Annotated in this window: 17 protein-coding genes; 15 read left to right on the plus strand and 2 right to left on the minus strand. The window is 43.9% G+C overall.

Annotated elements, in window-relative coordinates; translation table 11 throughout:
• The first annotated feature begins 79 nt into the window (after window positions 1–79).
• The 11 genes from IR173_RS11985 to IR173_RS12035 all read left to right on the plus strand — a co-directional run bounded on the left by IR173_RS11985 (window position 80) and on the right by IR173_RS12035 (window position 10163).
• Window positions 80–310, plus strand: coding sequence for a hypothetical protein (locus IR173_RS11985; protein ID WP_237039832.1), 231 nt, complete (start codon window positions 80–82; stop codon window positions 308–310).
• Window positions 311–417: 107 nt separating this feature from the next.
• A complete protein-coding gene (locus tag IR173_RS11990; RefSeq protein ID WP_237039833.1) occupies window positions 418–768 on the plus strand; it encodes an NADH-quinone oxidoreductase subunit A in 351 nt (116 codons plus the stop codon).
• Window positions 759–1346 (plus strand): NADH-quinone oxidoreductase subunit B, encoded by a 588-nt coding sequence (locus IR173_RS11995; protein ID WP_237039834.1) that lies wholly within the window; start codon window positions 759–761, stop codon window positions 1344–1346. Before IR173_RS11990 ends, IR173_RS11995 begins: the two co-directional genes overlap by 10 nt.
• 3 nt (window positions 1347–1349) lie before the next feature.
• Window positions 1350–2906: an NADH-quinone oxidoreductase subunit D gene (locus tag IR173_RS12000; RefSeq protein ID WP_237039835.1), complete on the plus strand. Its 1557-nt coding sequence runs from the start codon at window positions 1350–1352 to the stop codon at window positions 2904–2906.
• Window positions 2907–2935: 29 nt separating this feature from the next.
• Window positions 2936–4012, plus strand: coding sequence for an NADH-quinone oxidoreductase subunit NuoH (nuoH, locus tag IR173_RS12005; RefSeq protein ID WP_237039836.1), 1077 nt, complete (start codon window positions 2936–2938; stop codon window positions 4010–4012).
• On the plus strand, window positions 4012–4464 hold the full coding sequence (locus IR173_RS12010) for a NuoI/complex I 23 kDa subunit family protein (protein ID WP_237039837.1): 453 nt from the start codon (window positions 4012–4014) through the stop codon (window positions 4462–4464). The genes nuoH and IR173_RS12010 overlap by 1 nt, the downstream gene beginning before the upstream one ends.
• A 15-nt stretch (window positions 4465–4479) precedes the next feature.
• Complete coding sequence (locus tag IR173_RS12015; protein ID WP_237039838.1) at window positions 4480–4983, plus strand: NADH-quinone oxidoreductase subunit J family protein; 504 nt, start codon at window positions 4480–4482, stop codon at window positions 4981–4983.
• Window positions 4984–4991: 8 nt separating this feature from the next.
• Window positions 4992–5300: an NADH-quinone oxidoreductase subunit NuoK gene (gene nuoK / locus IR173_RS12020; protein WP_237039839.1), complete on the plus strand. Its 309-nt coding sequence runs from the start codon at window positions 4992–4994 to the stop codon at window positions 5298–5300.
• A gap of 2 nt (window positions 5301–5302) precedes the next feature.
• Window positions 5303–7222, plus strand: coding sequence for an NADH-quinone oxidoreductase subunit L (gene nuoL, locus IR173_RS12025; protein WP_237039840.1), 1920 nt, complete (start codon window positions 5303–5305; stop codon window positions 7220–7222).
• Between the two features lie 28 nt (window positions 7223–7250).
• A complete protein-coding gene (locus tag IR173_RS12030; RefSeq protein WP_237039841.1) occupies window positions 7251–8732 on the plus strand; it encodes a complex I subunit 4 family protein in 1482 nt (493 codons plus the stop codon).
• Between the two features lie 6 nt (window positions 8733–8738).
• On the plus strand, window positions 8739–10163 hold the full coding sequence (locus tag IR173_RS12035) for an NADH-quinone oxidoreductase subunit N (protein WP_237039879.1): 1425 nt from the start codon (window positions 8739–8741) through the stop codon (window positions 10161–10163).
• 656 nt (window positions 10164–10819) lie between these two features.
• Here the strand turns inward: IR173_RS12035 and IR173_RS12040 are convergent.
• On the minus strand, window positions 10820–13417 hold the full coding sequence (locus IR173_RS12040) for a DUF4988 domain-containing protein (protein ID WP_237039842.1): 2598 nt from the start codon (window positions 13415–13417) through the stop codon (window positions 10820–10822).
• Between the two features lie 34 nt (window positions 13418–13451).
• Entirely contained in the window at window positions 13452–13958 is a 507-nt protein-coding gene (locus IR173_RS12045) for a helix-turn-helix domain-containing protein (protein WP_237039843.1), read from the minus strand.
• A gap of 622 nt (window positions 13959–14580) precedes the next feature.
• On the opposite strand from IR173_RS12045, the gene IR173_RS12050 reads away from it, so the two are divergent.
• From IR173_RS12050 to IR173_RS12065, 4 genes are all read left to right on the plus strand, one after another.
• Window positions 14581–18663: a hybrid sensor histidine kinase/response regulator transcription factor gene (locus IR173_RS12050; RefSeq protein ID WP_237039844.1), complete on the plus strand. Its 4083-nt coding sequence runs from the start codon at window positions 14581–14583 to the stop codon at window positions 18661–18663.
• A 200-nt stretch (window positions 18664–18863) separates the two neighbouring features.
• A complete protein-coding gene (locus IR173_RS12055) occupies window positions 18864–22118 on the plus strand; it encodes a SusC/RagA family TonB-linked outer membrane protein (protein ID WP_237039845.1) in 3255 nt (1084 codons plus the stop codon).
• 14 nt (window positions 22119–22132) lie between these two features.
• Window positions 22133–23848: a RagB/SusD family nutrient uptake outer membrane protein gene (locus IR173_RS12060; RefSeq protein WP_237039846.1), complete on the plus strand. Its 1716-nt coding sequence runs from the start codon at window positions 22133–22135 to the stop codon at window positions 23846–23848.
• 113 nt (window positions 23849–23961) lie between these two features.
• On the plus strand, window positions 23962–25890 hold the full coding sequence (locus tag IR173_RS12065; protein WP_237039847.1) for a heparinase II/III family protein: 1929 nt from the start codon (window positions 23962–23964) through the stop codon (window positions 25888–25890).
• Window positions 25891–25892: the final 2 nt, after the last annotated feature.

The following is a 25892-nucleotide window of genomic DNA, read 5'->3' on the forward strand; positions in this document are numbered from 1 at the left end:
TTCAGTGACGAGTTCATCTCCCCAGAAATCAAGTATAACCTCTTCTTATCAGCAAACACAAAGTCCGTGTAAAAAGACCATGGATTTCCTGTTTATCAACCGTTTTGCTGATATGCCACAAGTAGCAATAGCTCTTGACAATCCGGATTTGACTTCAAAATCCAAATGTGCTCTCCGTCTGCTTGCGACACTGAATGATTTCTGGAAACAGGAGCTACAAACAAACAACATACATTTTCATTCATTCATTTCCCATTACTCGCATGCCGTGGATTACTATATCTATGCACTACGGCGAATCATTATTTAATTTTATACATTCAGGTCAAAGGCCCAAACAAAGTATCTTACATTAAGCGTTATGTAAGCAGGCTTTGCATTCAATCACATTTTGTCTAATCACAAAAAAGTTTAGATATGTATTTTACATTATTAGTTGTCGTTATCCTGACGGCAATCGCACTAGTTGCCGTGGCTTTGGGCATTGCCCGTGCCATATCCCCCCGTTCGTACAACCCGCAAAAAGGGGAGGCTTATGAATGTGGTATCCCCACGCGCGGACAGTCATGGATGCAGTTCAAGGTAGGTTACTATCTGTTTGCTATCCTATTTCTTATGTTTGATGTTGAAACGGTATTTCTTTTTCCGTGGGCGGCAGTCGTTCAGGACTTAGGAGTATACGGTTTAGTCAGTATCCTCTTCTTTATTGTAGTACTCGTATTAGGTCTGGCATACGCCTGGAAGAAAGGAGCATTGGAATGGAAATAAAGAAACCGGTCATAAAATCTATCCCTTATGAAGATTTCAAAGATAATGAGTATCTGGAGAACATGGTCAAGCAACTTAATGAAGGAGGTACCAAAGTACTTATCGGTTGTTTGGACGACCTCATCAACTGGGGACGCAGCAACTCGCTGTGGCCGCTTACCTTTGCAACCAGTTGCTGTGGAATCGAGTTTATGGCAGTCGGTGCTGCCCGGTATGACTTTGCCCGTTTTGGGTTTGAAGTAGCCCGTGCCAGTCCGCGACAAGCAGATATGATTATGGTAGCCGGAACCATCACACACAAAATGGCACCGGTATTAAAACGACTTTATGACCAAATGGCAGACCCTAAATATGTGATTGCAGTGGGCGGATGCGCCATCAGTGGAGGTCCGTTCAAGAAGTCATACCATGTGCTGAACGGAGTTGACAAGATATTACCGGTGGACGTATATATCCCCGGATGCCCTCCACGGCCCGAAGCCTTATTATACGGCATGATACAACTGCAACGTAAAGTAAAACTGGAAAAATTCTTTGGCGGAGTGAACCGCAAGGAAGAAGAACCACGAAAGGAATAACTTATGGATGATATTATCAAAATAGAGCCCAACGAACTCCGCACCGAGATGCAAAAGCTACGCGCGGAAGGCTATGACTTTATGCGTTCGCTCACCGGCATGGACTGGGGAGAAGATGGACTGGGAGTAGTCTACCATCTGGAAAAGACAACTACCGGAGAGAATAAAGTAATCAAAACCGCTACTGCTAACCGTGAGAAAGCTGAATTGCCCACTGTCTGCGATATTTGGAAAGGCGCAGAATTCAACGAACGTGAGGTATATGATTACTTCGGCATCCGTTTTGTGGGACATCCCGATATGCGCCGCTTGTTCCTGCGCGAGGACTGGGTGGGCTATCCGCTCCGCAAAGATTATGACGAAAGCCTCAACCCGCTGCGGATGACCAACGAAGAGCCGGTCGACACTACCCAATATATGGAAGTGCAGCATGACGGCAGCGTAATTGAAAAACGAGAAACCATCTTCGACGAAGATGAATACATTATTAATATAGGCCCGCAACACCCGGCAACTCACGGAGTGCTCCGCTTCCGCGTATCACTGGAAGGTGAGATTATAAAGAAACTGGATGTACACTGCGGATATATCCACCGTGGTATCGAAAAGATGTGCGAAAGCCTGACCTATCCCCAAACACTCGCCTTGACCGACCGTCTGGACTATCTGGGCGCACATCAAAACCGCCATGCACTCTGTATGTGTATCGAAAAGGCAATGGGCGTGGAAGTGAGTGAACGGGTACAGTATATCCGTACCATCATGGACGAGCTGCAACGCATTGATTCACATTTATTGTTTTTTTCCTGCCTGTGCATGGACTTGGGAGCGCTGACGGCCTTCTTTTATGGATTCCGTGACCGCGAAAAGATTTTGGACATCTTCGAAGCAACTACCGGAGGCCGCTTAATCCAAAATTATAATACCATCGGTGGTGTGCAGGCCGATATCGCACCGGACTTTGTACAAAAGGTAAAAGACTTTATCGCTTACCTCCGCCCCACGCTAAAGGAGTATCACGAAGTCTTCACCGGCAATGTCATCGCACAAGAACGCATGAAAGGCGTAGGAGTGCTCACCCGCGAAGACGCCATCTCTTTTGGTGCAACCGGAGGAACAGGACGCGCCAGCGGTTGGGCTTGCGACACCCGCAAACGCCACCCCTACTCCATGTATGACAAAGTAGACTTCAAGGAAATTATCCATACCGAAGGTGATTCATTTGCACGCTATATGGTGCGCATGGAAGAAATTATGGAAAGTATGAACATCATCGAACAATTGATAGACAATATTCCTGAAGGAACATTCCAACAAAAGATGAAACCGATTATCCGTGTGCCCGAAGGTTCTTATTATGCTGCAGTGGAAGGCAGCCGTGGAGAGTTCGGCGTCTTTTTGGAAAGTCGTGGAGACAAATATCCTTACCGCTTGAAGTTCCGTGCTACCGGACTGCCATTGGTTTCGGCAATGGAAACCATGTGCCGCGGTGCCAAGATAGCCGACCTGATTGCCATCGGCGGAACGGTGGACTACGTGGTACCGGACATAGACAGATAAGATTAATAATAAACGAAACGAAATAATATATGTTTGATTTTAGTATAGTAACCCAATGGATACACTCGATGCTTACTTCCTTCATGCCCGAAGGGTTGGCCGTATTTATAGAGTGTGTAGCTATCGGTGTATGCATCATGCTTGCCTACGCAGTGATTGCTATCATTATGATATTCATGGAACGCAAGGTCTGTGCAGCATTCCAGTGTCGCCTGGGGCCGATGCGTGTAGGACCTTGGGGCACCATACAGGTCTTTGCCGATGTATTCAAGATGTTGATAAAAGAAATCATCACCATCCGTCACGCCGACAATTTCCTTTATAACCTCGCTCCCTATATTGTGATACTGGCATCTATCCTGTCATTCAGTTGCCTGCCCTTCAGCAAAGGAATGGAAGTACTCGACTTCAATGTCGGTATCTTTTTCCTGATGGCAGCCTCCAGTATCGGTGTGGTAGGTATCCTGCTTGCCGGATGGAGTTCCAACAACAAATACTCACTAATCGGTGCCATGCGAAGCGGTGCACAGATGATTAGTTATGAACTGTCTGTCGGACTGAGTATCCTCACTATTGTCGTATTGACCGATACCATGCAACTTTCAGAAATAGTAGAACGTCAGGCCGACGGCTGGTTCCTTTTCAAAGGACATATCCCGGCAATGATTGCCTTCATCATCTATCTGATAGCCGGTAATGCAGAAGTAAACCGTGGTCCGTTCGACTTACCCGAAGCCGAAAGTGAGTTGACGGCCGGATATCACACCGAATATTCGGGAATGCACTTCGGGTTATTCTATGTGGCAGAGTTCGTCAACCTGTTCATTATTGCCGGGGTAGCCACCACCATTTTTCTGGGCGGCTGGATGCCGTTGCATATTCCCGGTTTGGACAGCTTCAATGCTATAATGGACTATATTCCCGGATTTGTATGGTTCTTTGCAAAGTCATTCTTTATTGTCTGGCTGCTAATGTGGATAAAGTGGACTTTCCCGCGTCTGCGTATCGACCAGATTCTTACACTGGAATGGAAATATCTGGTACCGATAGGTCTTTGCAATTTGTTGCTGATGGTTATTATTGTTGTATTTAAATTGCATTTCTAATGAAAGAAGAAAAACGTTCATATATAGGAGGACTGTTACACGGTATCGGTACACTACTCACCGGAATGAAAATCACCGGACGAGAATTTTTCACACCGAAAGTGACCGAGCAGTATCCCGAGAACCGTGCTACACTGGAAATCTCTCCCCGCTTCCGTGGTCGCCTCATCATGCCGGCCGATGAAGACGGAAACAATAAATGTATTGCCTGCGGACTGTGCCAGATGGCCTGTCCCAACGACACCATTCATATCACCAGCGAGACACAGACTGATGAAGAAACAGGCAAGAAGAAAAAAATATTGGTGAGATATGAATATGACTTGGGCGCCTGTATGTTCTGTCAACTCTGCGTCAATGCGTGTCCGCACGATGCCATCCGCTTCGATACGGAGTTTGAAAATGCCGTGTTTGACCGCAGTAAATTGGTTCTCACCTTGAATAAGAAATAAAAAACAAACGATATTATGACACTACAACTAATTGTATTCATTGTGCTGGCATTGTTTATCGCTGTCTGTTCAGTATTGGCAGTCACCACATCACGCATCCTGCGTGCGGCGACCTATCTGCTGTTTGTGCTATTCGGAACGGCAGGCATTTACTTCCAGCTCAATTATTCGTTTTTAGGAGCCGTCCAATTACTGATTTATGCCGGCGGCATCACGGTACTGTATGTTTTCAGTATTCTGCTTACCTCCTCACAAGGAGACAAGTCCGAACGGCTGAAAAACGGAAAGATGGTGGCAGGAGCTGTTTCCACCCTTGCCGGGCTGGGTATCTGCCTGTTTGTTATGTTGAAAAACGAGTTTCTCCCCTCCCACTTCACTCCCGGCGAACTGCATGTGCAGACCATCGGCCACACATTGATGGGAATGGGGAAATATCAATATGTACTGCCTTTCGAAGTAATCAGCATATTGCTGCTGGCTTGCATTGTGGGAGGTATAATGATTGCACGTAAAAGATAAGTTTGACTATGGTACACATGGAATATTACCTGGTGGTTTCCACCTTTATGATGTTTGCAGGCATCTATGGTTTCTTTACCCGCCGCAACCTGCTTGCCATGCTGATTAGTGTGGAACTGATTTTGAACTCCGTCGATATCAACTTCGCCGTGTTCAACCGCTACCTCTTCCCCGACGAACTGGAAGGAGTGTTCTTCGCCCTGTTCGCCATCGGAGTGAGTGCTGCGGAAACAGCGGTAGCTATTGCCATCATCATCAATATCTATCGTAACATCCGAAACATACAAGTGAAGAACTTAAACGAAATGAAAAATTAATTATGGAATATACAATTCTAATCCTCATCCTTCCTTTTCTCAGTTTTCTAATACTGGGACTGGCAGGTATGCGCATGAAGAACAGCGTGGCAGGTGCCATCGGCACAGCTTCACTGGCAGGGGTGGCATTGCTTTCCTACCTCACCGCCTTCCACTATTTCACAGGCGGCCGTACGGCAGCAGGCACCTTCCCCACCCTCATGCCCTATAACATTGAATGGTTACCGTTCACAACCGACCTTCATATCAACATGGGCATCTTGCTCGACCCTATTTCCATCATGATGTTGGTTGTGATTTCTACCGTATCACTGATGGTACACATCTACTCCTTCGGCTATATGAAAGGTGAAAAAGGCTTTCAACGCTATTATGCTTTTCTGAGTCTGTTCACCATGTCAATGCTGGGGCTGGTAGTAGCAACCAATATTTTCCAAATGTACATCTTTTGGGAATTGGTAGGTGTCAGTTCTTATCTGCTCATTGGTTTCTATTATACCAAGAAAGAAGCCATTGCAGCCAGCAAGAAAGCATTTATCGTCACCCGTTTTGCCGACCTCGGGTTTCTTATCGGTATCCTTATCTACGGCTACTATGCAGAAACATTCTCTTTCACACCGGCAGCAAGCACCCTGGTTGCGGCAGGAACAATGATTCCATTGGCACTGGGACTGATGTTTGTCGGCGGAGCCGGAAAGAGTGCCATGTTTCCATTACACATCTGGCTGCCCGATGCCATGGAAGGCCCTACTCCGGTCAGCGCCCTGATTCATGCCGCTACCATGGTAGTAGCCGGTGTATATCTGATAGCCCGCATGTTCCCATTGTTCATCGGTTATGCTCCCGAAGTGCTCCATTGGACAGCCTACATCGGTGCTTTCACGGCATTCTACGCTGCCAGTGTAGCTTGTGTGCAAAGCGATATCAAACGCGTACTGGCTTTCTCCACCATCTCGCAGATAGGTTTTATGATTGTAGCCTTGGGCGTTTGCACCTCGATGAATCCCCACGAAGGAGGATTGGGCTACATGGCTTCCATGTTCCATCTGTTCACCCACGCCATGTTCAAGGCATTACTCTTCTTGGGAGCAGGATGCATCATTCATGCCGTACACAGCAATGAAATGAGCGCGATGGGCGGGTTGCGCAAATACATGCCCGTCACCCACATCACTTTCCTGATAGCCTGTCTTGCCATTTCGGGCATTTGGCCTTTCTCGGGCTTCTTCTCCAAAGACGAAATTCTGACCGCCTGCTTCCAGTTCAGCCCGGCGATGGGATGGATTATGACGGGTATTGCCGCCATGACCGCATTCTATATGTTCCGCCTTTATTATTGTATTTTCTGGAATGGAGAATGGAAAGGACAAACAGCCACCGTAGGGGCGGCCCCATGTGTCCGCCCGGAAACGCATACCCCACATGAAGCTCCATTAACTATGACCTTCCCCTTGATGTTCCTGGCTGCCGTAACCTGTGTGGCCGGATTCATCCCCTTCGGTGATTTAATCAGCAGCAATGGAGAAGCCTACACCATCCATCTGGATATGCAGGTGGCCACAACGAGCATCATTATTGCACTGCTGTCCATCGGCCTTGCCACATGGATGTATGCAGGTTCCAAACAGCCTGTTGCCGACAAGCTGGCACGCACTTTCAGTCGTTTACACACAGCTGCCTATCACCGCTTCTACATGGACGAAGTCTGGATGTTCTTCACCAAGAAGATTGTATTCCGGTGCATCAGCACTCCGATAGCCTGGTGGGACCGTCACGTCATCGACCAGTTCTTCAACTTCACCGCCTGGAGCACTCACGCCACAGCCGACGAGATACGCGATATGCAAAGCGGAAATGTGCAGCAATACAGTATTTGGTTTCTGGCAGGAGCCCTGATATTGACACTGATTCTATTAGTTTAACCAGCCAAACGAATAATTAAGTATACAAATGAACATACTAAGTTTTTTCATCATAGTTCCTTTATTGATGCTCGCGGGGCTTTGGGCTTCGCGCAGCGTCAATAAAGTACGCGGAGTGATGGTAACCGGTGCTTCCCTACTGCTGGCACTGTCTGTCTACCTCACCGTCGATTATATCGGGCTCCGCCAAGCCGGTGCCATGGAAGAAATGCTGTTTACCGACAGCATGTCCTGGTATGCCCCCTTACATATATGTTACTCCATCGGAGTAGATGGCATCTCCGTAGCCATGTTACTGCTGAGCGCCATCATTGTCTTCACCGGAACATTTGCATCATGGAAGCTTCAGCCTCTCACCAAAGAGTATTTCATGTGGTTCACACTGCTTAGTTTGGGAGTGTTCGGCTTCTTTATCTCGACAGACCTATTCACCATGTTTATGTTCTATGAGGTAGCGCTTATCCCGATGTACCTGCTGATTGGCGTATGGGGAAGCGGCCGTAAGGAATATGCCGCCATGAAACTCACCCTGATGCTGATGGGCGGCTCCGCCTTTCTGCTGATAGGTATTCTGGGTATCTTCTACGGAGCAGGAGGCGAGACAATGAACCTGCTCGAAATAGCCAAACTGCATATTCCCGATACAATGCAGCACATATTCTTCCCGCTTATTTTTCTGGGATTCGGTGTGCTGGGCGCACTATTCCCATTCCATACATGGAGCCCCGACGGTCACGCTTCCGCCCCCACAGCCGTCAGTATGCTTCATGCCGGCGTACTGATGAAGTTGGGAGGTTACGGCTGTTTTCGTGTGGCCATGTATCTGATGCCCGAAGGAGCAGCCATGTGGGGTGATGTATTCCTCGTGCTGACCACTATTTCTGTGGTTTACGGTGCATTCAGTGCTGTGGTACAGACCGACTTGAAATACATCAATGCCTATTCATCCGTATCGCATTGCGGCTTGGTACTTTTCGCTCTTCTGATGATGACACGCACCAGTTGTACGGGAGCCATCCTCCAAATGCTGAGCCACGGCCTGATGACTGCTTTGTTCTTTGCCCTAATCGGTATGATTTACGGCCGCACCCATACACGCGATGTACGCCTGATGGGAGGACTGATGAAAATCATGCCTTTTCTGGCTGTAGGCTATGTCATTGCCGGTCTTGCCAATCTGGGACTGCCGGGACTGAGTGGATTTGTAGCAGAAATGACCGTCTTTGTCGGCTCATTTCAAAACAACGACACCTTCCACCGTATATGCACGCTGATAGCCACTACAAGTATCGTGATTACTGCGGTTTATATTCTGCGTGTGGTAGGTAAGATTCTGTATGGCAAGGTATTGAACCCTAATCATCTGAAACTCACCGATGCTACTTGGGATGAAAGAGTGGCAGTCATATTCCTGATAGCCTGCGTAGCCGGACTGGGTCTTGCCCCATTCTGGATAAGCAACCTGATTAGTAACAGTGTAGAACCGATTATCACTCAATTAATACAATAACATACGATTATGGACATTACATCTATTTTACAAATGCATCAGGAGCTGAGCCTCACCGCGGTATTTCTGTTGATGTTTGTACTCGACCTCTTCCTGCCTGTGCGCCTTCGCCACTGGTTGCGCCCATTGGCCTGCATTCTGTTGGGAATTGAGTTGTTCGCCAATATATGGCCCGATGAAGTCATCCTTTTCGGAGGAATGTATCATTCCACTCCGATGGCCTCCATCATGAAAAGCGTTCTCACTTTGGGCACCATCCTTATATTCCTGCAATCCACTCATTGGCTGCGCCGTTCAGACACCCGTCACAAAATGGGAGAATTCTATACACTCACACTGAGCACGTTGCTGGGAATGTACTTCATGGTGAGCGCAGGTCATTTCCTCCTGTTCTTTCTGGGGCTGGAACTGGCTACCGTTCCTATGGCATGCCTTGTTGCCTTTGACAAATACAAAGGACACAGCGCAGAAGCCGGAGCAAAATTCATCTTATCCGCCCTCTTCTCCAGCGGTATATTCCTCTATGGCATCTCAATGATTTACGGAACCGTAGGCACGCTCTATTTCGATGACATCCCGGCCGGCATCACCGGAAGTCCGCTTCAAATATTGGCATTGGTATTCTTCTTCTCCGGACTGGCCTTTAAGCTGAGCCTCGTACCTTTCCATTTATGGACTGCCGACACCTATCAGGGAGCCCCCACCACTGTTGCCGCTTACCTGTCGGTCATCTCGAAAGGTGCAGCCGCTTTTGCACTGATGACCATTCTGGTCAAAGTATTCGGTTCCATGACCGCCCAATGGAGTGAGATGCTATGCGTGGTCATTGTCGCCACCATCACCATTGCCAACCTGTTTGCCATCCGCCAAAGCAATCTGAAACGCTTTATGGCATTCAGCAGTATCTCACAGGCAGGATATATCATGCTGGCAGTCCTGGCAGGCACTCCGCAAGGAATGGCGTCATTGGTTTATTATATCATTGTATACATTGCAGCCAATCTTGCTGTCTTCGGTGTAATCAACACCATTGAGCAGCACACCCACGGAATGGTTGAGCGCGAAGATTATAACGGGCTCTACAAAACGAACCCCCGCCTGACGATGGTGATGACGCTTGCCCTTTTCTCTTTGGCAGGTATTCCCCCATTTGCCGGATTCTTCAGTAAATTCTTTGTATTTGCGGCAGCTTTCCAAAGCGGATATTATCTGATAGTATTTATTGCATTGGTAAACACCATCATTTCACTCTATTACTATCTGCTGATAGTGAAAGCTATGTTCATTACTCCCAACGATGAACCAATCGCCACCTTCAAGACCGGCGTTTCCATGCGTGCCTGTCTGTTGATTTGTGTGGCAGGCATCTTCATATTGGGCATTGCCAGCAGCATTTACCAACTGTTGAGCGATACAGCTGCGCTTTATTAAGAGAAAAAAAGAAAAACTGTCACATCGCGGTTATAGCCGGTGATGTGACAGTTCTTATACCCCAAACAATGGGCATTGTTTGCAAAGATTGTTACCATTGTTTGCTAAAACTCTCTCCATTGTTTATGAAAAACCTCAAGAGGTTTAAAAAACTCCACCAGCTTTTCGGAAAACTCCACCAACTTTTTCAGAAACTCCACCATCTTTTTTTAAAAGACTAAGGTGTTTTGACACGAGCAAAACGCCTTTTGAAAAAAAACTTATTCTTTTTTGAAAACATTTTCTTCCGAGTTTGCCTACTGATTGAATGAATGAACTGAATCCCGAAAGAAAGTTGATAAAACTTCCTTTCACGTTTCACAAGTATCGGAAACCGCCTGTTCATAGGGGTTTCCGTGTGAAAGCAACAAATTCACCTCTTAAAAGCTCCTTTCACCCAAAAAGCCGATGAATAAAGGGTTTCAGTGGGTGAAACGTGTGAAAGCAACTTGTTATCAACTTTTTTGTGGAAAACATTTTTGTCTATTTAGACAGGACAAGAAAGCGACTCTCTATTTTTACAAATATATTTGCGCCATACTATCAAATACAACTTAAACAAAAAAAGAGCACCCCGAAGGATGCTCTTTATATTAGCTAATCATTAAAACGAATGATTATTTTTTCACAGTCAAAGTAACTTTCTGAGCAGGAAGTTCAACACCCCACTTATCAGTAATGTTCAAGTCGAATGTGATAGTAGCTCCGCTTTGGATAGCAGTGTTCGGTTTAAGAGCGATTGTCCAACCTACCAATTTACCGTCAGTCTCTGTACCATCTACAAGCTTACCATCAGAATCAATCTTCTTATAAACATAAGTTATAACAAATGCACCGGCATTTTCACCTGTAGCAACCAATTCGATATCAGCAATTCTTTCATCTTGTACGTCCTTAGCGGCTGCAGCTGTTTTAACACTTCCATCAGCATTCAGCACTTCAGCAGTAAATGAGTTCAATAACTTGTATGCCTTGTTGAATGCATCCTTACCGGCAACGTCTGCGCTCAAGAATGAGTCAGAACCGGTTGCAAGGTCAAGAGTAGTCTTGCTAACAGTGATTGTACCATCTTTTATCGGGCTTTGACCTGTGATATAGATAGTTTCAGTAGTAGCATTGTAAGTTGCATTTTTAAAGTTCTTATAAGAAACTTCGAACTTCTGAGTTTCAGTATACAACTTGTCCAAAGGAATCTGGACTGTGCTACCACTAACTGTCCATGCATCTTTGTCTGCTTTTGCTGTTACAGTAAAGTCTACTGCTTTATCAGCATTGTTATAAGCTGTTTTTACATCATATTCCAAATCAGTAGCAGTCGGAACAGCACCATAAGCAGCCAGCTTATCACCGTCAAAGTACATCGGAATTCTACTTACAGCAGATGCCGGGTTAGTCAATGTCAACTCTACAGTTGCAGGTAAAGTCAATGTCTTAGACTGATTGTCTACATCATTAGCAGTAACAACGAACTGAATCAAAGCACTATAAACATCAGCAGTTACATTTGCCTGTTCAGGGTCAACAGTAATAGCCAAATAAGCAGCCTCACTTAACTTAGCTGCAGCAGTTTTCTTATCTGATTTAACTAAAGTAAAGCCGTTCAATTCAGTATCCTTAGCAATTTTCAAATTAGCCGGAGCAGCACCATACTTCTTGCTAGAAGTCAACGCAAATCCGGTAGCAGGAGTATTGTTAGCAACAGTCTTATAAGTGAATGCAGTAGCATTATTCCATACAATCTTATCACCGGCAGCAGTTACAGAAGCAGCCAAGTCAGCCAATGGCAAGTAAACAGTATTCTTAGCTACATCAGTTGACAATACATGAGATGCCTTCAGAGTAACACCTGCTGTAACAGCAGCATTCTGAACTGTTACTTTCAAAGTTGTACTAAGAATTTCAGATTTCTTAGTAGAAGCACTATTAGTATATTTCACAGTAAAGGTAATTTCTTTACCATAAGCAGCTTCATTAGAGATAGTGAAATTAGTACCATCGATAGTAATGCCATACAAAGATTTCAAGTTTTCATCCAATGACAAAGCAATATCTGAAACACCAACCAACTTAGTTAAGAATGCTTGAGCAGCGGCATTAGGATTTGCAGAAGGATCTGCAGCATAACCTTTACCAAACAAACTGTAAGTTTCACCTAATTTCACAAAAGTATTAGTTGAAGCAGCATAGCAGTTGGCAGAATTTGTTTCCCCAACAGTCAAACCGGCAGCTAAACCTGATTTATATTCAAAAGCAGTAGTAGCTTTACCACAAACTACAGCAAGAGCATCGTTTTGACCGATAATCTTATTATCGTTGATATCAGCTACAGTCACACCTTCTTTAAGAGCGAAGTGCAAAGTATAAACACCGTCCATGGCTGCTCTCTGCAAAGCACCCTTAGGAGTAGAAACTACAGCCTCTTCAAAGATGGTAGCACCTTCAGAATTTACCAAATTGAACTTCAAATCAGCCGGGTCAATGTTAGAAGGAGTAACCACAACATTGATTTCAGCACCTCTTGTTCCATCTATATTTAAGGCTGAAAGGATAGCATCTTTTGCATACTTGGTTTCAGATGTGTTAATCAACTCTTTTCCTTTAGAGAAAACTACATTTCCCCAGTGAAGCAATGTTGTACCTGCATTCAAATTAGGCACAGCAATAGCAATAGAAGTAACTAATGAAGAAGCAGAAGGAACTTTCACTTCCTGTGATTTGCCGTCTTTATCAAAGATAGTCAATGTAAATCCATCAGCTTCGCTACCTGCTACACTAACGCCTGATACGGGAACACCTGTAGATTTGTAAGTTCCGTCTTCCTGCAATACAGCCCATACACCATCCTGCATAATGATAGATGGTTTTGTTTCGCTTGTAGCAACCTTCAGCTCTTGAGGCTCATCGTTGATGTACAGAATGCCATCCACTACTTTCACAACATCACCACCTTTTTCATCATCCAAAGTGATAGTTACAGGATCACCCTGATTGAATGTAAAGGTAATACCGTGTCCGTCAGCTGTTTTTGCGACTGAAGTCACATACTTACCGCTACCAACGAGATCCTGCAAAGCTTTGATTGCATCAGCATTTGCAGTGATTTGTCCCTGCAAGTTCTCGATGTCATCGTCGTAATCCTTACAAGACACAAATGTTCCTGTTGACGAAACCATTAAGGCTCCGAACAGGATTGCACTTAAAAACTTTTTGTTCATAATAGAAAAACTTTAAATTTATAAATTTAAAAAACTAAAATTGGTTATACATATTAGTTATTGATTGAGAGCATAAAGCCCTCTGTTCATGCAAAAAATAACGTTTGGGAGATTCGCCTACTATCTTACTAAAAGCTGAATAAAAAGCACTTCGGGAAGTAAATCCACTCTTTTCCGGGACTTTATCCAACGAGCATTTATTACTGCGAAGCAATTCTTTGGCATACTCTACACGGTAAGTATTCAGAAGTTCTTTCAGATTACACCCAAAATACCTGTTCACTACATTGGAGAGATAAGTCTGATTCGTATCGACCAGTTCACTCAACTTCTTCAAAGAAAGAGTAGTATCCAGAAACACTTGACGAATTTCCAATTGATAAAGGATACATTTATATATATAGCAATCCACTTTCCTACCCACCATTCCTTGTTCGGCAAACTGTTCGTCCCAATGACGTTCAGCAGCCTTGAAAAGCAGGTCTTTCTGCCTTTCAGAACTTGCGGTGCTCTTTTTACGTTTTAGAAACAGGTATTCCATATCTTATCCTTTACTTTTGTCTTAGTTTGCGGACCTTCAAAACGCAGATTTACAGGCATTTTTATATAGATTCGCGAAACGAAAATCGGTGTATCTCTTAGTAAGAGATATACCGAACAAGGTAAAGTGTCAGATTATCAACACATTAACAGCTGATTTTTAACTTTTAGAATGCTAAAGAATGAAAAAATAAAATCTTTTTTCGGGCTCATACCCATTTTTTTCACGTAAAAGTGCACTAATTCTCAAAACTTTGCTTATTTTTGCAGCGAAATGGTAAATCTCTTACTAAGAGATACACATTTAGTTAAAGTTTCCAACCACTACAAATCCACTCATTCCCAACCATTTACCTTTTCGTTTTTCTATTAAGAGATACTATCATTAGATTTTATTCACATTTCCTACGACTCTAAATTTGTTTCAATAAATCAAAAGACAGAAAAAAGAAGGATATGCAAGATTTATGAAAAAGAGAATAGAAATGCGAAAATAACCGTAGACACCGGATTTATGTATTAAAGAATACGGAAACGCCAAGACTGTTATCACTTTTTTTAGAAAGGATTAAAGATTCTCCTTAAAAAAAATTATCTTCGCAGTGAATACACAACTAAAAGCTATGAAAAAAACGGGTCTATTACTTCTCTTTTTATGGGCATTTATCCAAATTCAAGCAATCCACTTCAGACATATAGGAATGAAGGAAGGTTTGTCACAACTGTCTGTTATGGCCATTTATCAGGATAAACTGGGAAGAATGTGGTTTGGCACTGAAGAGGGACTAAGCATTTATGACGGAGTGAATACAATTGCATACAAACCTGCAGACTACAAAACTTCCGGTAACTTTATCATCGGGAATAAAATACATTATATTACTGATGACAGAGAAGGAAATGTCTATTTCAATGCAGATAATACATTGATTCGTTACGATATATTCAGCCAACAATTTTCCTGTTTGAGACAAAGTGGAATTCATGCTCTCTATTCTTACAAAGGTAACTTGTGGATAGGCGTAGGCGACTCGGTTAATATAATGGATACCCAAACAGGAGAAATGGAATTCTTTTGTAAATTGTCCACCCCCAAACAATTTGCTTCTGCTATATGCATCGACTCTTCACAGCGATGCTGGATTGGTACCAATACCGGATTATATCTAAAAGAGAAAAATAAACCGCTGAAATGTATTATTCCACACTATGAAATTCCCAACATCTTTGAAGACTCAAAAGGGAATATATGGATTTCCACTCGTATGAATGGTATGTTCATGCGTACTCCCGACGGCAATATGAAACACTTCCTCCACTCGTCGGTCAGCTATCGCTCCGTATATAATCCAATCGGCTACATTTCCAAGAGCACCAATCAGTTGGCAAGCAACCAAGTGCGTAACTTTGCAGAAGATAATTATGGCAATATATGGATAGGCACCTTTCAAGGATTGAACAAATATAATCCACATAACGAAGAATTCACTGTATATACTCACAATAACAGGCCGGGAAGTATCAGCCATTCTTCCGTATTCCCCGTTTATAAAGACCGCCAAGGAAGTATATGGCTGGGAACCTATTATGGAGGCGTAAACTATTTCAATCCGGAAGCTGACCTGTTTACCTTTTATTCTGCCGATATCACCCGCGACGACTGCCTCAGCTATCCGTTTGTGGGACACATGGTGGAAGATAAAGAAGGAAACGTGTGGATAGCCACCGAAGGAGGAGGTCTGAACTTTTTCGACCGCCAAACCAAAAAGTTCACTCATTACCTGATGAATGAAAACGGTAACTCAGTAGCCCATAACAATGTAAAAAATCTCTTGTATGATGCCGAACACGATAAATTATATATAGGTACACATACCGGCGGTCTGAGCATTTATGACATGCGGACAAAAAAATTCCATAATCCGTTTCTGCAAAACGACCGATATGCCGAAGAAATAGGAGACCGCATAGCCGGTATGGAATTGTGGGGCGACACCTTGGTGTTTACTACCCAACGAGGCTTATGGAAAATGAATGTGAAAACTTACGAAGCCACTGCTTATTTCTCCTCAAAAAAACAATATGGCACGACGTGTTTTCTCACCGACAGCAAAGGATATATATGGGTAGCGGCAGGCAGGGGGATTTATCGCCTGAACTCCAAAGATGATAAAGAACATTGTTACTATAAATATGACGAAAAAGGATTAGGACACTTCCCTGTCATCCGGTTGCTGGAAGACAAGAAAGGGCGTATCTTTCTAGGAACTAACGGTTCAGGTCTCTATTATTTCGATGAAGAAAATGACTGCTTTATCGGCTATAATACACAGAACAGTGATATAGCAGGAGATTATTGTTATGACATAGTCCAGTTCACGCAAGGTCAACTTCTTATCAGCAGTGATAAAGGACTGACTTTCTTTGACCCCGACAAACAAGAATTTAAGGTCGTGGAACTGGGGCAAGCACTTCCGCTAAACGGTATCAATGCGGGCTGTGGAGTACTGGTATGCCGCAATGGAGAAATATTTGTGGGAGGAACCAATGGGGTAACCACTTTCTTCGAGCAACAATTAATGAATCAGGGAAAAGAATATCAACTTTATTTCTCTGAACTTTATATTAATAATGAAATAGTGCGTCCTAACGATAAAACCCAAGTGCTGCAACGTGCCTTGCCTTATACACAACATTTGGAACTCCGTCACAATCAAAATGATATAGCCGTTCGGTTTGCAACCAATAATTATATCACTCCCCTGCAACGTCCGGTGTATGAATATCAATTAAAGGGATTTGATGAACAATGGATTCAGTCACCCTATGGAAAAATCCACTATACCAATCTGAGTCCGGGCAAATACACATTGATTGTTCGCGAAAAGAAACAAAATATCACCCATCAACCGAGAAGTATCGAAATGGCATTCGTTATTCATCCGCCTTTCTATGCGACTCCCCTCTTCTATTTGCTTTATATCATAACGGCTTTTAGCATTATATATAGTATATTCCGGTTTAAACAGTCACAATTCCGGTTGAAAACCTCGCTGGAAATGGAAAAGAAAGAAAAGGAACGTATAGAAGAGTTGAATCAGGCTAGGTTACAGTTCTTTGCTAATATTTCGCATGAGTTCCGTACTCCGCTCACATTGATTATCTCACAACTGGAACTGGTGATGCAAGGAAGTTCCCTGACTCCGCCCATTTATAATAAGTTAAAAAAAGTATATCGCAATACTTATCATTTGCGTAACCTTATCAGTGAATTGCTTGATTTCCGCAAATTAGAACAGGGACATGTAAAACTGAAAGTCTCCGAACTTGACATTGTCCCGTTTTTGGAAGAGATATATCTTACTTTTGCCGATTATGCCGCAACACGCCCCATCAACTATCATTTCAACCCACAACAAGCGTCCATCCATTGCTGGTTCGATCCCAAACAAATGGAAAAAGTGGTATATAATCTGCTTTCGAATGCCTTTAAATATACCAAATCACAAGGAAATATAGAATTGAACGTTTCAGAAGAAGAAGATGCCGTACTCATAAAAGTGATAGATAATGGAATTGGCATCAAGAAAGAAGATATAAATCAAATCTTCGACCGTTTCTACCAAGCCGGAAACGGTATAGCCGACATAGCCCGGACACCAAGCACCGGTATCGGCCTGGCTTTGGTGAAAAATGTAACCGAACTGCATCATGGCATCGTAAAAGTAGAAAGTACTCCCGGATATGGCACCATATTCATTGTCCGCTTACAAAAAGGACGCGCACATTTCACAGATGAAGAATGTGTGGAAACATTAGCCGAAAACGGACTGATTTACTCTTATGAACCTTTACAGGAAATTCCCGAAGATATGAAAGAAGCCACCCCGGACAACGACGTTTCGGAAACAGAACAGGACGAGGAACAATGCCGCCACAGCGTCTTACTGGTAGAGGATAACGAGGAACTGCTACAGATTTTAAAAGCTTTGTTTGAGCCAACTTATCGGGTGATACTTGCTACCAACGGCCAAGAGGGACTGGATAAAGTGCGTGAGGAAACACCGGATATAGTTGTCAGCGACATTATGATGCCCGAAATGAGCGGTACTGAAATGTGTACCCGAATAAAAAATGATTTCAATATCTGCCATATACCGGTCGTGCTGCTCACAGCTTTGGGCTCTGCCGAACAAAGTATCACCGGACTAAAACTGGGGGCAGACGATTATATCGGCAAACCTTTCAATGCAAGCGTATTGTTGGCACGCTGCAACAATCTGGTAAGAAACCGCCGCATGTTGCAAAAGAAATTTCATAAAGAGGAAGAGTGTGACAGCCATTTGCTTGCAACGAACCCCATCGACCAGAAGTTCTTAGATACTGTAAATGGTATTATAGAGAAGAATTTGGATAATTCCGAATTCGACATTGATGTATTGGCACGGGAGTTGGCCCTGAGCCGCAGTTCTTTTTATGCCAAGTTTAAAGCACTCGTCGGAATGACACCGAATGATTTTGTATTAAACTACAAGATGAAACGTGCTGCCACATGGTTGCGCAACAACCCCGAAATGCAGATAGCCGAAATAACCTATAAATTAGGTTTCAGTTCACCCCGCTATTTTACTCGTTGCTTTAAGGCACAATTTAACCTTGTACCAACCGAATACAGGAAGCAAGCAGAAAAGTCCAAGACAATTTAGGCACTTGCTCACCCCTTCCACAACCCCTTTCTGCAAATGTTAAGACAATAATGAGAGACAATTTGGGCACTTAAAACGCACAAATTGCTCTCTCGTTACATTTGCATATCTCCTACTTTTGCCCTCGACAAATAAACACGATAGTCTGTTTTACACGTTAAAAACAGACTGTTAATCTTAAACTAATATTATTAACTCTTATGGAAAAGAAATCTAATCGCTTCCATCTGTCGAGAAAGATGCTCACCGGAACAACTCTGTTTCTTGCATCTATGGGTATGGCTTCAGCCAGCCCGACTGACATCGGGCCTTCATTGCCCAAGTCTGACTTGATTGTCGCTTCTCCGCAACAATCTACAGTTACGGTTACCGGTATTATAGAAGACCAAATCGGTCCGGTTATCGGAGCCAGTGTGGTAGAAAAAGGAACAACCAATGGTACGATTACCGATATGGACGGTAAATTCACACTTAATGTTTCTCCTAAATCCACACTAGTCATTACTTATATCGGATATGTAGAACAGCAAATCCCGGTAGGTAGTCAACGAAACTTCAAAATCATGATGAAAGAGGATACTCAGACATTGGATGAAGTGGTCGTAGTGGGGTATGGTACGCAAAAAAAAGTCAATCTGACAGGTTCCGTATCTACTATCAATGTCAGTGAAATGGCCGAAAGCCGCCCTATTACCAATGTATCGCAAGCCTTGGCAGGTATGGCAGCCGGTGTGACTGTAAGCTCCAGCAGCAACCAGCCGGGTAATGACAACGCTGATATCAAAGTACGTGGCCAAGGTACCTTGAACTCTTCTTCACCCCTTATTATCATTGATGGCGTAGAAGCCGGTATCAATACTGTAAACCCACAAGATATCGAAACTATGACCGTATTAAAAGATGCCGCATCAGCTTCTATCTATGGGTCACGTGCTGCAAACGGTGTAATCCTTATCACAACCAAACAAGGTAAGACCGGCTCTATCAAGTTGGAATATAATGGATATGTATCATTTGCTTCTATTCGCCAGACTCTAGAACCGGTTTCGAACTATGCCGACTACATGGAGTTAATCAATGAAGGCTATAAGAACAGCGGTTTGGGCGAAGACCACGCTGTATTCAGCCAAGAAAGTATCGATGCATGGCGTAACGATGCCGGACGCAATCCTCTGAAGTATCCGAATACAAACTGGATTGAAGAAACATTCAAGCCCTCAACAGCAACAAACCATGTGGTATCAATGAGTGGCGGTAGCGAGAAAATCCGTTTTTACAGCTCATTTGGATACAGCGATAGCCCGGGGGTTATGCCCAATTCAGGATATACCAAATATAGCGGACGTTTAAACCTAGACGCTGATGTAAAATCATGGTTGAAATTGGGCATGCAGCTAAATGGATATGTCTCCGACATGGGACCTGCCGGTAAATACACTTCTTCGGGTACTGTTGTAGATGATATCTTTACTTATGCATCTGCCACCACTCCGGGTATGGTGTTCGAAGCCCCGGACGGACGCCTTGGTGCAATGAATAATCCGGAAGATGATGCTCAATGTGCTGTGAACAATCCTATTGCGCGCGCCAAGAGAATCAGTGGAAATATCCGCAAAAACAACATCCGTGCACGGTTTGTCGGAACATTGACCCCGATGGAAGGTCTTTCAGTGACTGCATCGTATTCATACGAGTTATTGGATGAAAATCGCGAACGCAAACCGGTATTTCTCGACCAATGGAACTTCCAGACAGAGACTGTGACTTATTCAAACAAAGGGAAAACCAATATCATGAACTACGACGGCAAAGTGGAACGTTACTTTAATGATGTAGTTTTGCGCTATGATAATAAATTCTTTAATGACAAACTGGCCTTGAATTTCATGGCAGGTGCAAGCCAGGAGCTTTATCGTTCAAAAAGCTTCAGTGCGACCAAGTATGACCTGATTGATTTAGGTCTGGATGTTATCAACGGGGCAACCGGAGAAGCAAGTGCTTCGGGCAGCAAGACCGAATGGGCCATGCATTCTTATTTCGGACGTATCAACCTTAACTGGGCAGACAAGTACTTGGTTGAGTTTAACCTTCGTGCCGATGCTTCTTCACGCTTTCTACCTGGCAAACGTTGGGGATACTTCCCTTCAGGTTCTGCCGCCTGGCGCATAGACCAAGAGTCTTTTATGGAAGGATTAGTCAACAAAGGTTTAAGCAGCTTAAAATTCCGTGTTTCTTACGGAGCATTGGGAAACAACTCTGTAGGCAACTATGATGCTTTGTCACTTTATTCTAATAAAGACAATACCTCTTCCAAGAACATACTAAATTATGTTTTAAACAATGCCTTAGCAACCGGTCTCGCACAGGCTGTTATCGCCAATCCGGAATTGACTTGGGAAACAACAAAAGTTGCTGACATAGGTCTCGATTTCGGTTTCTTCGGCAACCGTTTGACAGGTACTATCGATTACTTTAACAAACGTACGACCGGCATCTTGATTAACCTTCCCGCACCCGACGTACACGGTATCGCATCTATTCCTAAGGTGAACAGTGCAACCGTTACCAATCAAGGTTTTGAATTTACCGCCGGATGGCAAGATCAAATAAAAGACTTTACTTACGGTGTAAATGCCAACTTTACTTATGTAACCAATAAGGTTAACAAGTTCAAGGGAAAAGGTGAAGGCGGTAAGTCTATCAGTGGTGCCAACCTGATTTGGGAAGGTCATGCCATCAATTCGCAATACTTATTGCGTGTAGACCGCCTGCTTCAAACAGACGAAGACATGAAAATTGTTCAGCAAATGATTGACAATGCACCGATAGACCCTGCCACCGGAAAGCAAGTAAATCCATTCGCAGCATTCGGTACTCCGCAGAAAGGCGATTTACTGTATAGAGACGTAAGCGGTCCAGACGGCATACCCGATGGCATCATCAATAACTATGATAAAGAAATTGTAAGCGACGGACCTAACCCCAAATATCTGTTCGGTCTGAACCTGAATGCTGCATGGAAAGGATTTGACTTGTCTATATTGATGCAAGGCTCACTCGGAGCAAAAGTCTACTGGCAGGAATTGGCTTACAATACCCCAACTGTACGCAAAGGCTATCAGATTAATAAGGAAGTTGCCGACGGACGTTGGTATGAAGGAAGAACCGATGCCAGCTATCCTCGCCTAGTGGAATACAACAGCTCGAAGTTAAACCAACAGCAAAGTGATTTCTACCTACAGAACAAGAATTTCTTGAAAATACGTAATATCCAGTTGGGTTACACACTTCCGAAGGCATGGACCAATGCATGCCAGATTGAAAGGGTCCGTTTATACGGCAGTTTGGAAAACTTCTTCACCTTCACCAGCTATAAGGGCTTCGACCCCGAGGTAGACGGCATGAAGTATCCGTCAATGAAACAGGCCGTCATTGGTCTTAATGTAACCTTTTAAAACAGATTAGCTTTATGAAAAAATATAAATTATTCTCAGCACTTGCAACTGCCGCACTCATCTTTTTAAGCAGTTGTTATGACTTGGACAGGTATCCGGCCGACCAGATGAGTTCCGGTACTTTCTTCAAAACCCAAGCACACGCAGATCAGGCAATGATGGCTGTCTACAGCACCATGCAATATGACGATGTCTTCGGACTTCAGTTCGCAATGGACGGAATGGGAGGCATATCAATGGGATACGACCCACCTTCATTCCAAGTATTCCAAAGAGGAATCTATGATGTGAAAGAAGGCAAGGTAGCCAACAAATGGAAATATCTGTATGAGGGCATAGCACGTGCCAATATCGTTCTCCAAAATGTGGATAATTGTGAAATGAGTGAAGAACTGAAAGCACAATACAAAGGTGAAGCACGCTTTATGCGCGGATTGTTCTACTTTACTCTAATGGATTTTTTTGGAGGAGTTCCGGTCTATGACGAATCATTCATTGTGGCAGATAACTTCAACAATATGAATCAACCAAGAGAATCTGCTGATAAAGTACGCGAATTCGTCATTGCCGACATGGACGCTGCCATTACTTCATTGCCTTTGAAATGGGATGATACCAATAAAGGCCGTGCTACTTCGGGGGCTGCCATGGCTATGAAAGGCAAAGTTTTGCTTTTCAACAAACAATACAGCGATGCCGCCAAATGTTTTGAGAATGTAATCAACAGCAAGCAATATGCCCTGTATGGCAACTACGCCAACTTATTCAAGCCGGGAGGCGATGAAAGCTCAGAAATGATTTTTGCTATTCAAAACATGGGTGGCGTAGGTACAGATTTGGGGATGCCTATGACATTCTATATGGGAAGCCGCGCCTCTTTCGGCAGCTGTTGGAACAATGTAATGGCAGCAACTGATTTCGTTGATTCTTATGAATGGAAGGACGGACGCCCGTTTGACTGGGATGAAGTAATACCGGGCTATAACGCCAATGATGCAGTAAAAGCCAAAACATTCCGTGCCAAGATGAATTCGGCCAAGACTAAAGTCGAAAGTTATCCTGAGACTAAAGACCAACTGATTGCCATGTATGCAGAGCGTGACCCACGTATGGATTACTCCATCATTCTTCCTTATACAATGTATAAAGGATGGTATGCCAACAAGCCGATGGACAGTGAATATGTAGTTGCAGCAGGTGGTGTGAATGACGGTCATGGATATATCCGTGTCAACGGTAACTATGAGACCTATTTGTGGCGCAAATTTGTGGCCGAGTACAACATGGACGGAGGTATTAACAACCGTGCAGATACTCCCATCAACTTCCCGCTAATCCGTTATGCAGATGTACTGCTGATGTTGGCGGAATGCTACAATGAGATGAATGATCAAACAGGTGCCGTGAAACTTATTAACGAAGTGCGTGCACGCCCAAGTGTAAATATGCCGGGCATTAACAGCGGCCCCGAATGGTTGAAGGCTACTACGAAAGAAGAAGTATTCCAACGCATCAAGCACGAACGTGCCGTAGAATTGGCTGCCGAAGGACACAGTTTCAGCGATATGCGCCGCTGGGGATTGTTGGAATCTCTGAACGGACGCAAGGAAAAAGATATTACCGGCAAGGTACGTTACACCCGCGCTGTCAGTACACGTGATTACTTATGGCCTATTCCGGCGAGTGAAATAGAAAAGAACGGCAAGTTGGAACAGAACCCAAGCTGGTAATAGCTGCATAAGTTTCACAATAGGTAAATAATACACTGATTATTATAAATAGTCACTTCGGGCGACGGCCCTCTTCGGCCTGTTCCCCGAAGTGACTTCTTATTTCGGGAGATATGAAAAAAATTACAATTTTATATTTTATATTACTGGCCGCAGTGCAACTGAACGCGTATGAGAAACGCGATTTGCTACAGCATGCAGCAGACCTCGCCAAAATAAAAGAGGCATTGGTGATGGAACAAAAGTGGGTGCCTTATCCTGATTATACCGACCGCAACGGCTGGAATCAATTTTTGGGAGAATACAAAGAAGGCATCATCAGACAAGGGGAAAAATACTTGAATTTTGATTGGAAGGTGGTGAGAGCCACCGATTATATGGAATACGAACGTTCGGGAAACCGCCGTATCATGGAAGACCCGCTAGGTGCCAACAACACAGCCATAGGTGCGCTGGTACTAGCAGAAATGGCAGAAGGGAAAGGACGTTTTATCGATGAGATTATTAACGGTGTGCTGCAAGCCTGCGAAATGACTTCATGGTCACTTTCGGCACATCTAGCCTCAGCACAGCACACGCACCGTGCTTTCCCTGACTTTCGCGAAGACATTATGGATCTTGTATCGGGCAATATGTCACAGATGTTATCCTGGACTTACCATTTTCTACATAAAGAATTCGATAAGACAGACCCGGCTATTTCTCTCCGTCTGCGCCACGAATTGCAAAAGCGTGAACTCGATCCCTATATGCAACGAAGTGATTTCTGGTGGATGGCTTTCGACTATAAACCGGGAACGCTCGTCAATAACTGGAATCCATGGTGTAACTTCAATGCCCTGAATTGTTTCTTATTATTGGAGAATGACCGTGATAAACTGGCTAAAGCAGTATTGCGCACCATGATATCAACTGACAAATTCCTGAATTATGTAAAAGCTGACGGTGCCTGCGAGGAAGGACCCTCATACTGGGGCCATGCCGCCGGAAAGTTATATGACTATCTGCAAATATTATCACTAGGCACCGGAGGTAAAATCTCCATTTTCAATCAGCCGCAAATTCGTTATATGGGTGAATATATCGTGCGCTCCTATATAGGCAATGGTTGGGTAGTAAACTTTGCCGATGCCTCTGCGCGTGGCGGCGGTGACGTAGCTTTGATTTACCGCTATGGTGTGGCAGTAAACAGCAACATGATGAAAGGGTATGCTGCCGAAAAGAATCAGGAGAAACCGGTAAAACCTGCCACCAACTGGCTTGATATGTTCCGCGGGCTGGAAACGCTACGTTTCATGCCTCAGTTGAAAGAAGAAAAGGCAACTTATAAGGTTCCTGCCTATACTTGGTATCCAGAAACAGAGTTCTGCTATTTGAGCAACAAGAACGGTTTTTTTGTTGCCGCTAAAGGAGGATATAACAATGAAAGCCATAATCATAATGATGCAGGTACATTCTCGCTTTATCTGAACACGACTCCCATCTTGATTGATGCCGGAGTAGGAACATATACACGCCAGACATTCAGCAGCGAGCGTTATTCCATCTGGACTATGCAAAGCAACTATCACAACTTGCCTGTGATAAATGGTGTTCCCCAAAAGTTTGGAAGTGAGTATAAAGCCACAGATGTAAAAGCGAATTCCGGACAACAAACCTTCTCTGCCAATATTGCTACAGCATATCCTGCCGAAGCCGGTGTGGAGAAATGGATACGCGCTTATTATCTGGAGAAAAATAAACTGAAGATAGAAGACAAGTTCACACTGAAAGAAACAACAGCTCCCAATCAAATCAATTTCCTTACTTGGGGAAAAGTAGATATCTCACAACCCGGAACCGTCATCATTAAAGTGAATGACGAAAAGGTATGTTTGGACTATGATAAAAATATGTTTGACGCAACAATCGAAACAATACAGTTGAAAGACACCAGACTGTCCAACGTATGGGGCCCGGAAATCTATCGTGTTTCTTTGCAAGCGCAGAAAATGCAGTATTCGGGAACTTACGTTTATAATATAACAAAACTTAAAAACTAATT

It is taken from the genome of Phocaeicola faecalis (assembly GCF_021730445.1).
In the GTDB taxonomy this organism is placed as follows: domain Bacteria; phylum Bacteroidota; class Bacteroidia; order Bacteroidales; family Bacteroidaceae; genus Phocaeicola; species Phocaeicola faecalis.

Excerpts from the sequence above, each read along its gene's own strand:
- IR173_RS11985 (WP_237039832.1), top strand. The coding sequence starts at position 80 with ATGGATTTCCTGTTTATCAACCGTTTTGCTGATATGCCACAAGTAGCA.
- IR173_RS11990 (WP_237039833.1), top strand. The coding sequence starts at position 418 with ATGTATTTTACATTATTAGTTGTCGTTATCCTGACGGCAATCGCACTA.
- IR173_RS11995 (WP_237039834.1), top strand. The coding sequence starts at position 759 with ATGGAAATAAAGAAACCGGTCATAAAATCTATCCCTTATGAAGATTTC.
- IR173_RS12000 (WP_237039835.1), top strand. The coding sequence starts at position 1,350 with ATGGATGATATTATCAAAATAGAGCCCAACGAACTCCGCACCGAGATG.
- nuoH (WP_237039836.1), top strand. The coding sequence starts at position 2,936 with ATGTTTGATTTTAGTATAGTAACCCAATGGATACACTCGATGCTTACT.
- IR173_RS12010 (WP_237039837.1), top strand. The coding sequence starts at position 4,012 with ATGAAAGAAGAAAAACGTTCATATATAGGAGGACTGTTACACGGTATC.
- IR173_RS12015 (WP_237039838.1), top strand. The coding sequence starts at position 4,480 with ATGACACTACAACTAATTGTATTCATTGTGCTGGCATTGTTTATCGCT.
- nuoK (WP_237039839.1), top strand. The coding sequence starts at position 4,992 with ATGGTACACATGGAATATTACCTGGTGGTTTCCACCTTTATGATGTTT.
- nuoL (WP_237039840.1), top strand. The coding sequence starts at position 5,303 with ATGGAATATACAATTCTAATCCTCATCCTTCCTTTTCTCAGTTTTCTA.
- IR173_RS12030 (WP_237039841.1), top strand. The coding sequence starts at position 7,251 with ATGAACATACTAAGTTTTTTCATCATAGTTCCTTTATTGATGCTCGCG.
- IR173_RS12040 (WP_237039842.1), bottom strand. The coding sequence starts at position 13,417 with ATGAACAAAAAGTTTTTAAGTGCAATCCTGTTCGGAGCCTTAATGGTT.
- IR173_RS12045 (WP_237039843.1), bottom strand. The coding sequence starts at position 13,958 with ATGGAATACCTGTTTCTAAAACGTAAAAAGAGCACCGCAAGTTCTGAA.
- IR173_RS12050 (WP_237039844.1), top strand. The coding sequence starts at position 14,581 with ATGAAAAAAACGGGTCTATTACTTCTCTTTTTATGGGCATTTATCCAA.
- IR173_RS12055 (WP_237039845.1), top strand. The coding sequence starts at position 18,864 with ATGGAAAAGAAATCTAATCGCTTCCATCTGTCGAGAAAGATGCTCACC.
- IR173_RS12060 (WP_237039846.1), top strand. The coding sequence starts at position 22,133 with ATGAAAAAATATAAATTATTCTCAGCACTTGCAACTGCCGCACTCATC.
- IR173_RS12065 (WP_237039847.1), top strand. The coding sequence starts at position 23,962 with ATGAAAAAAATTACAATTTTATATTTTATATTACTGGCCGCAGTGCAA.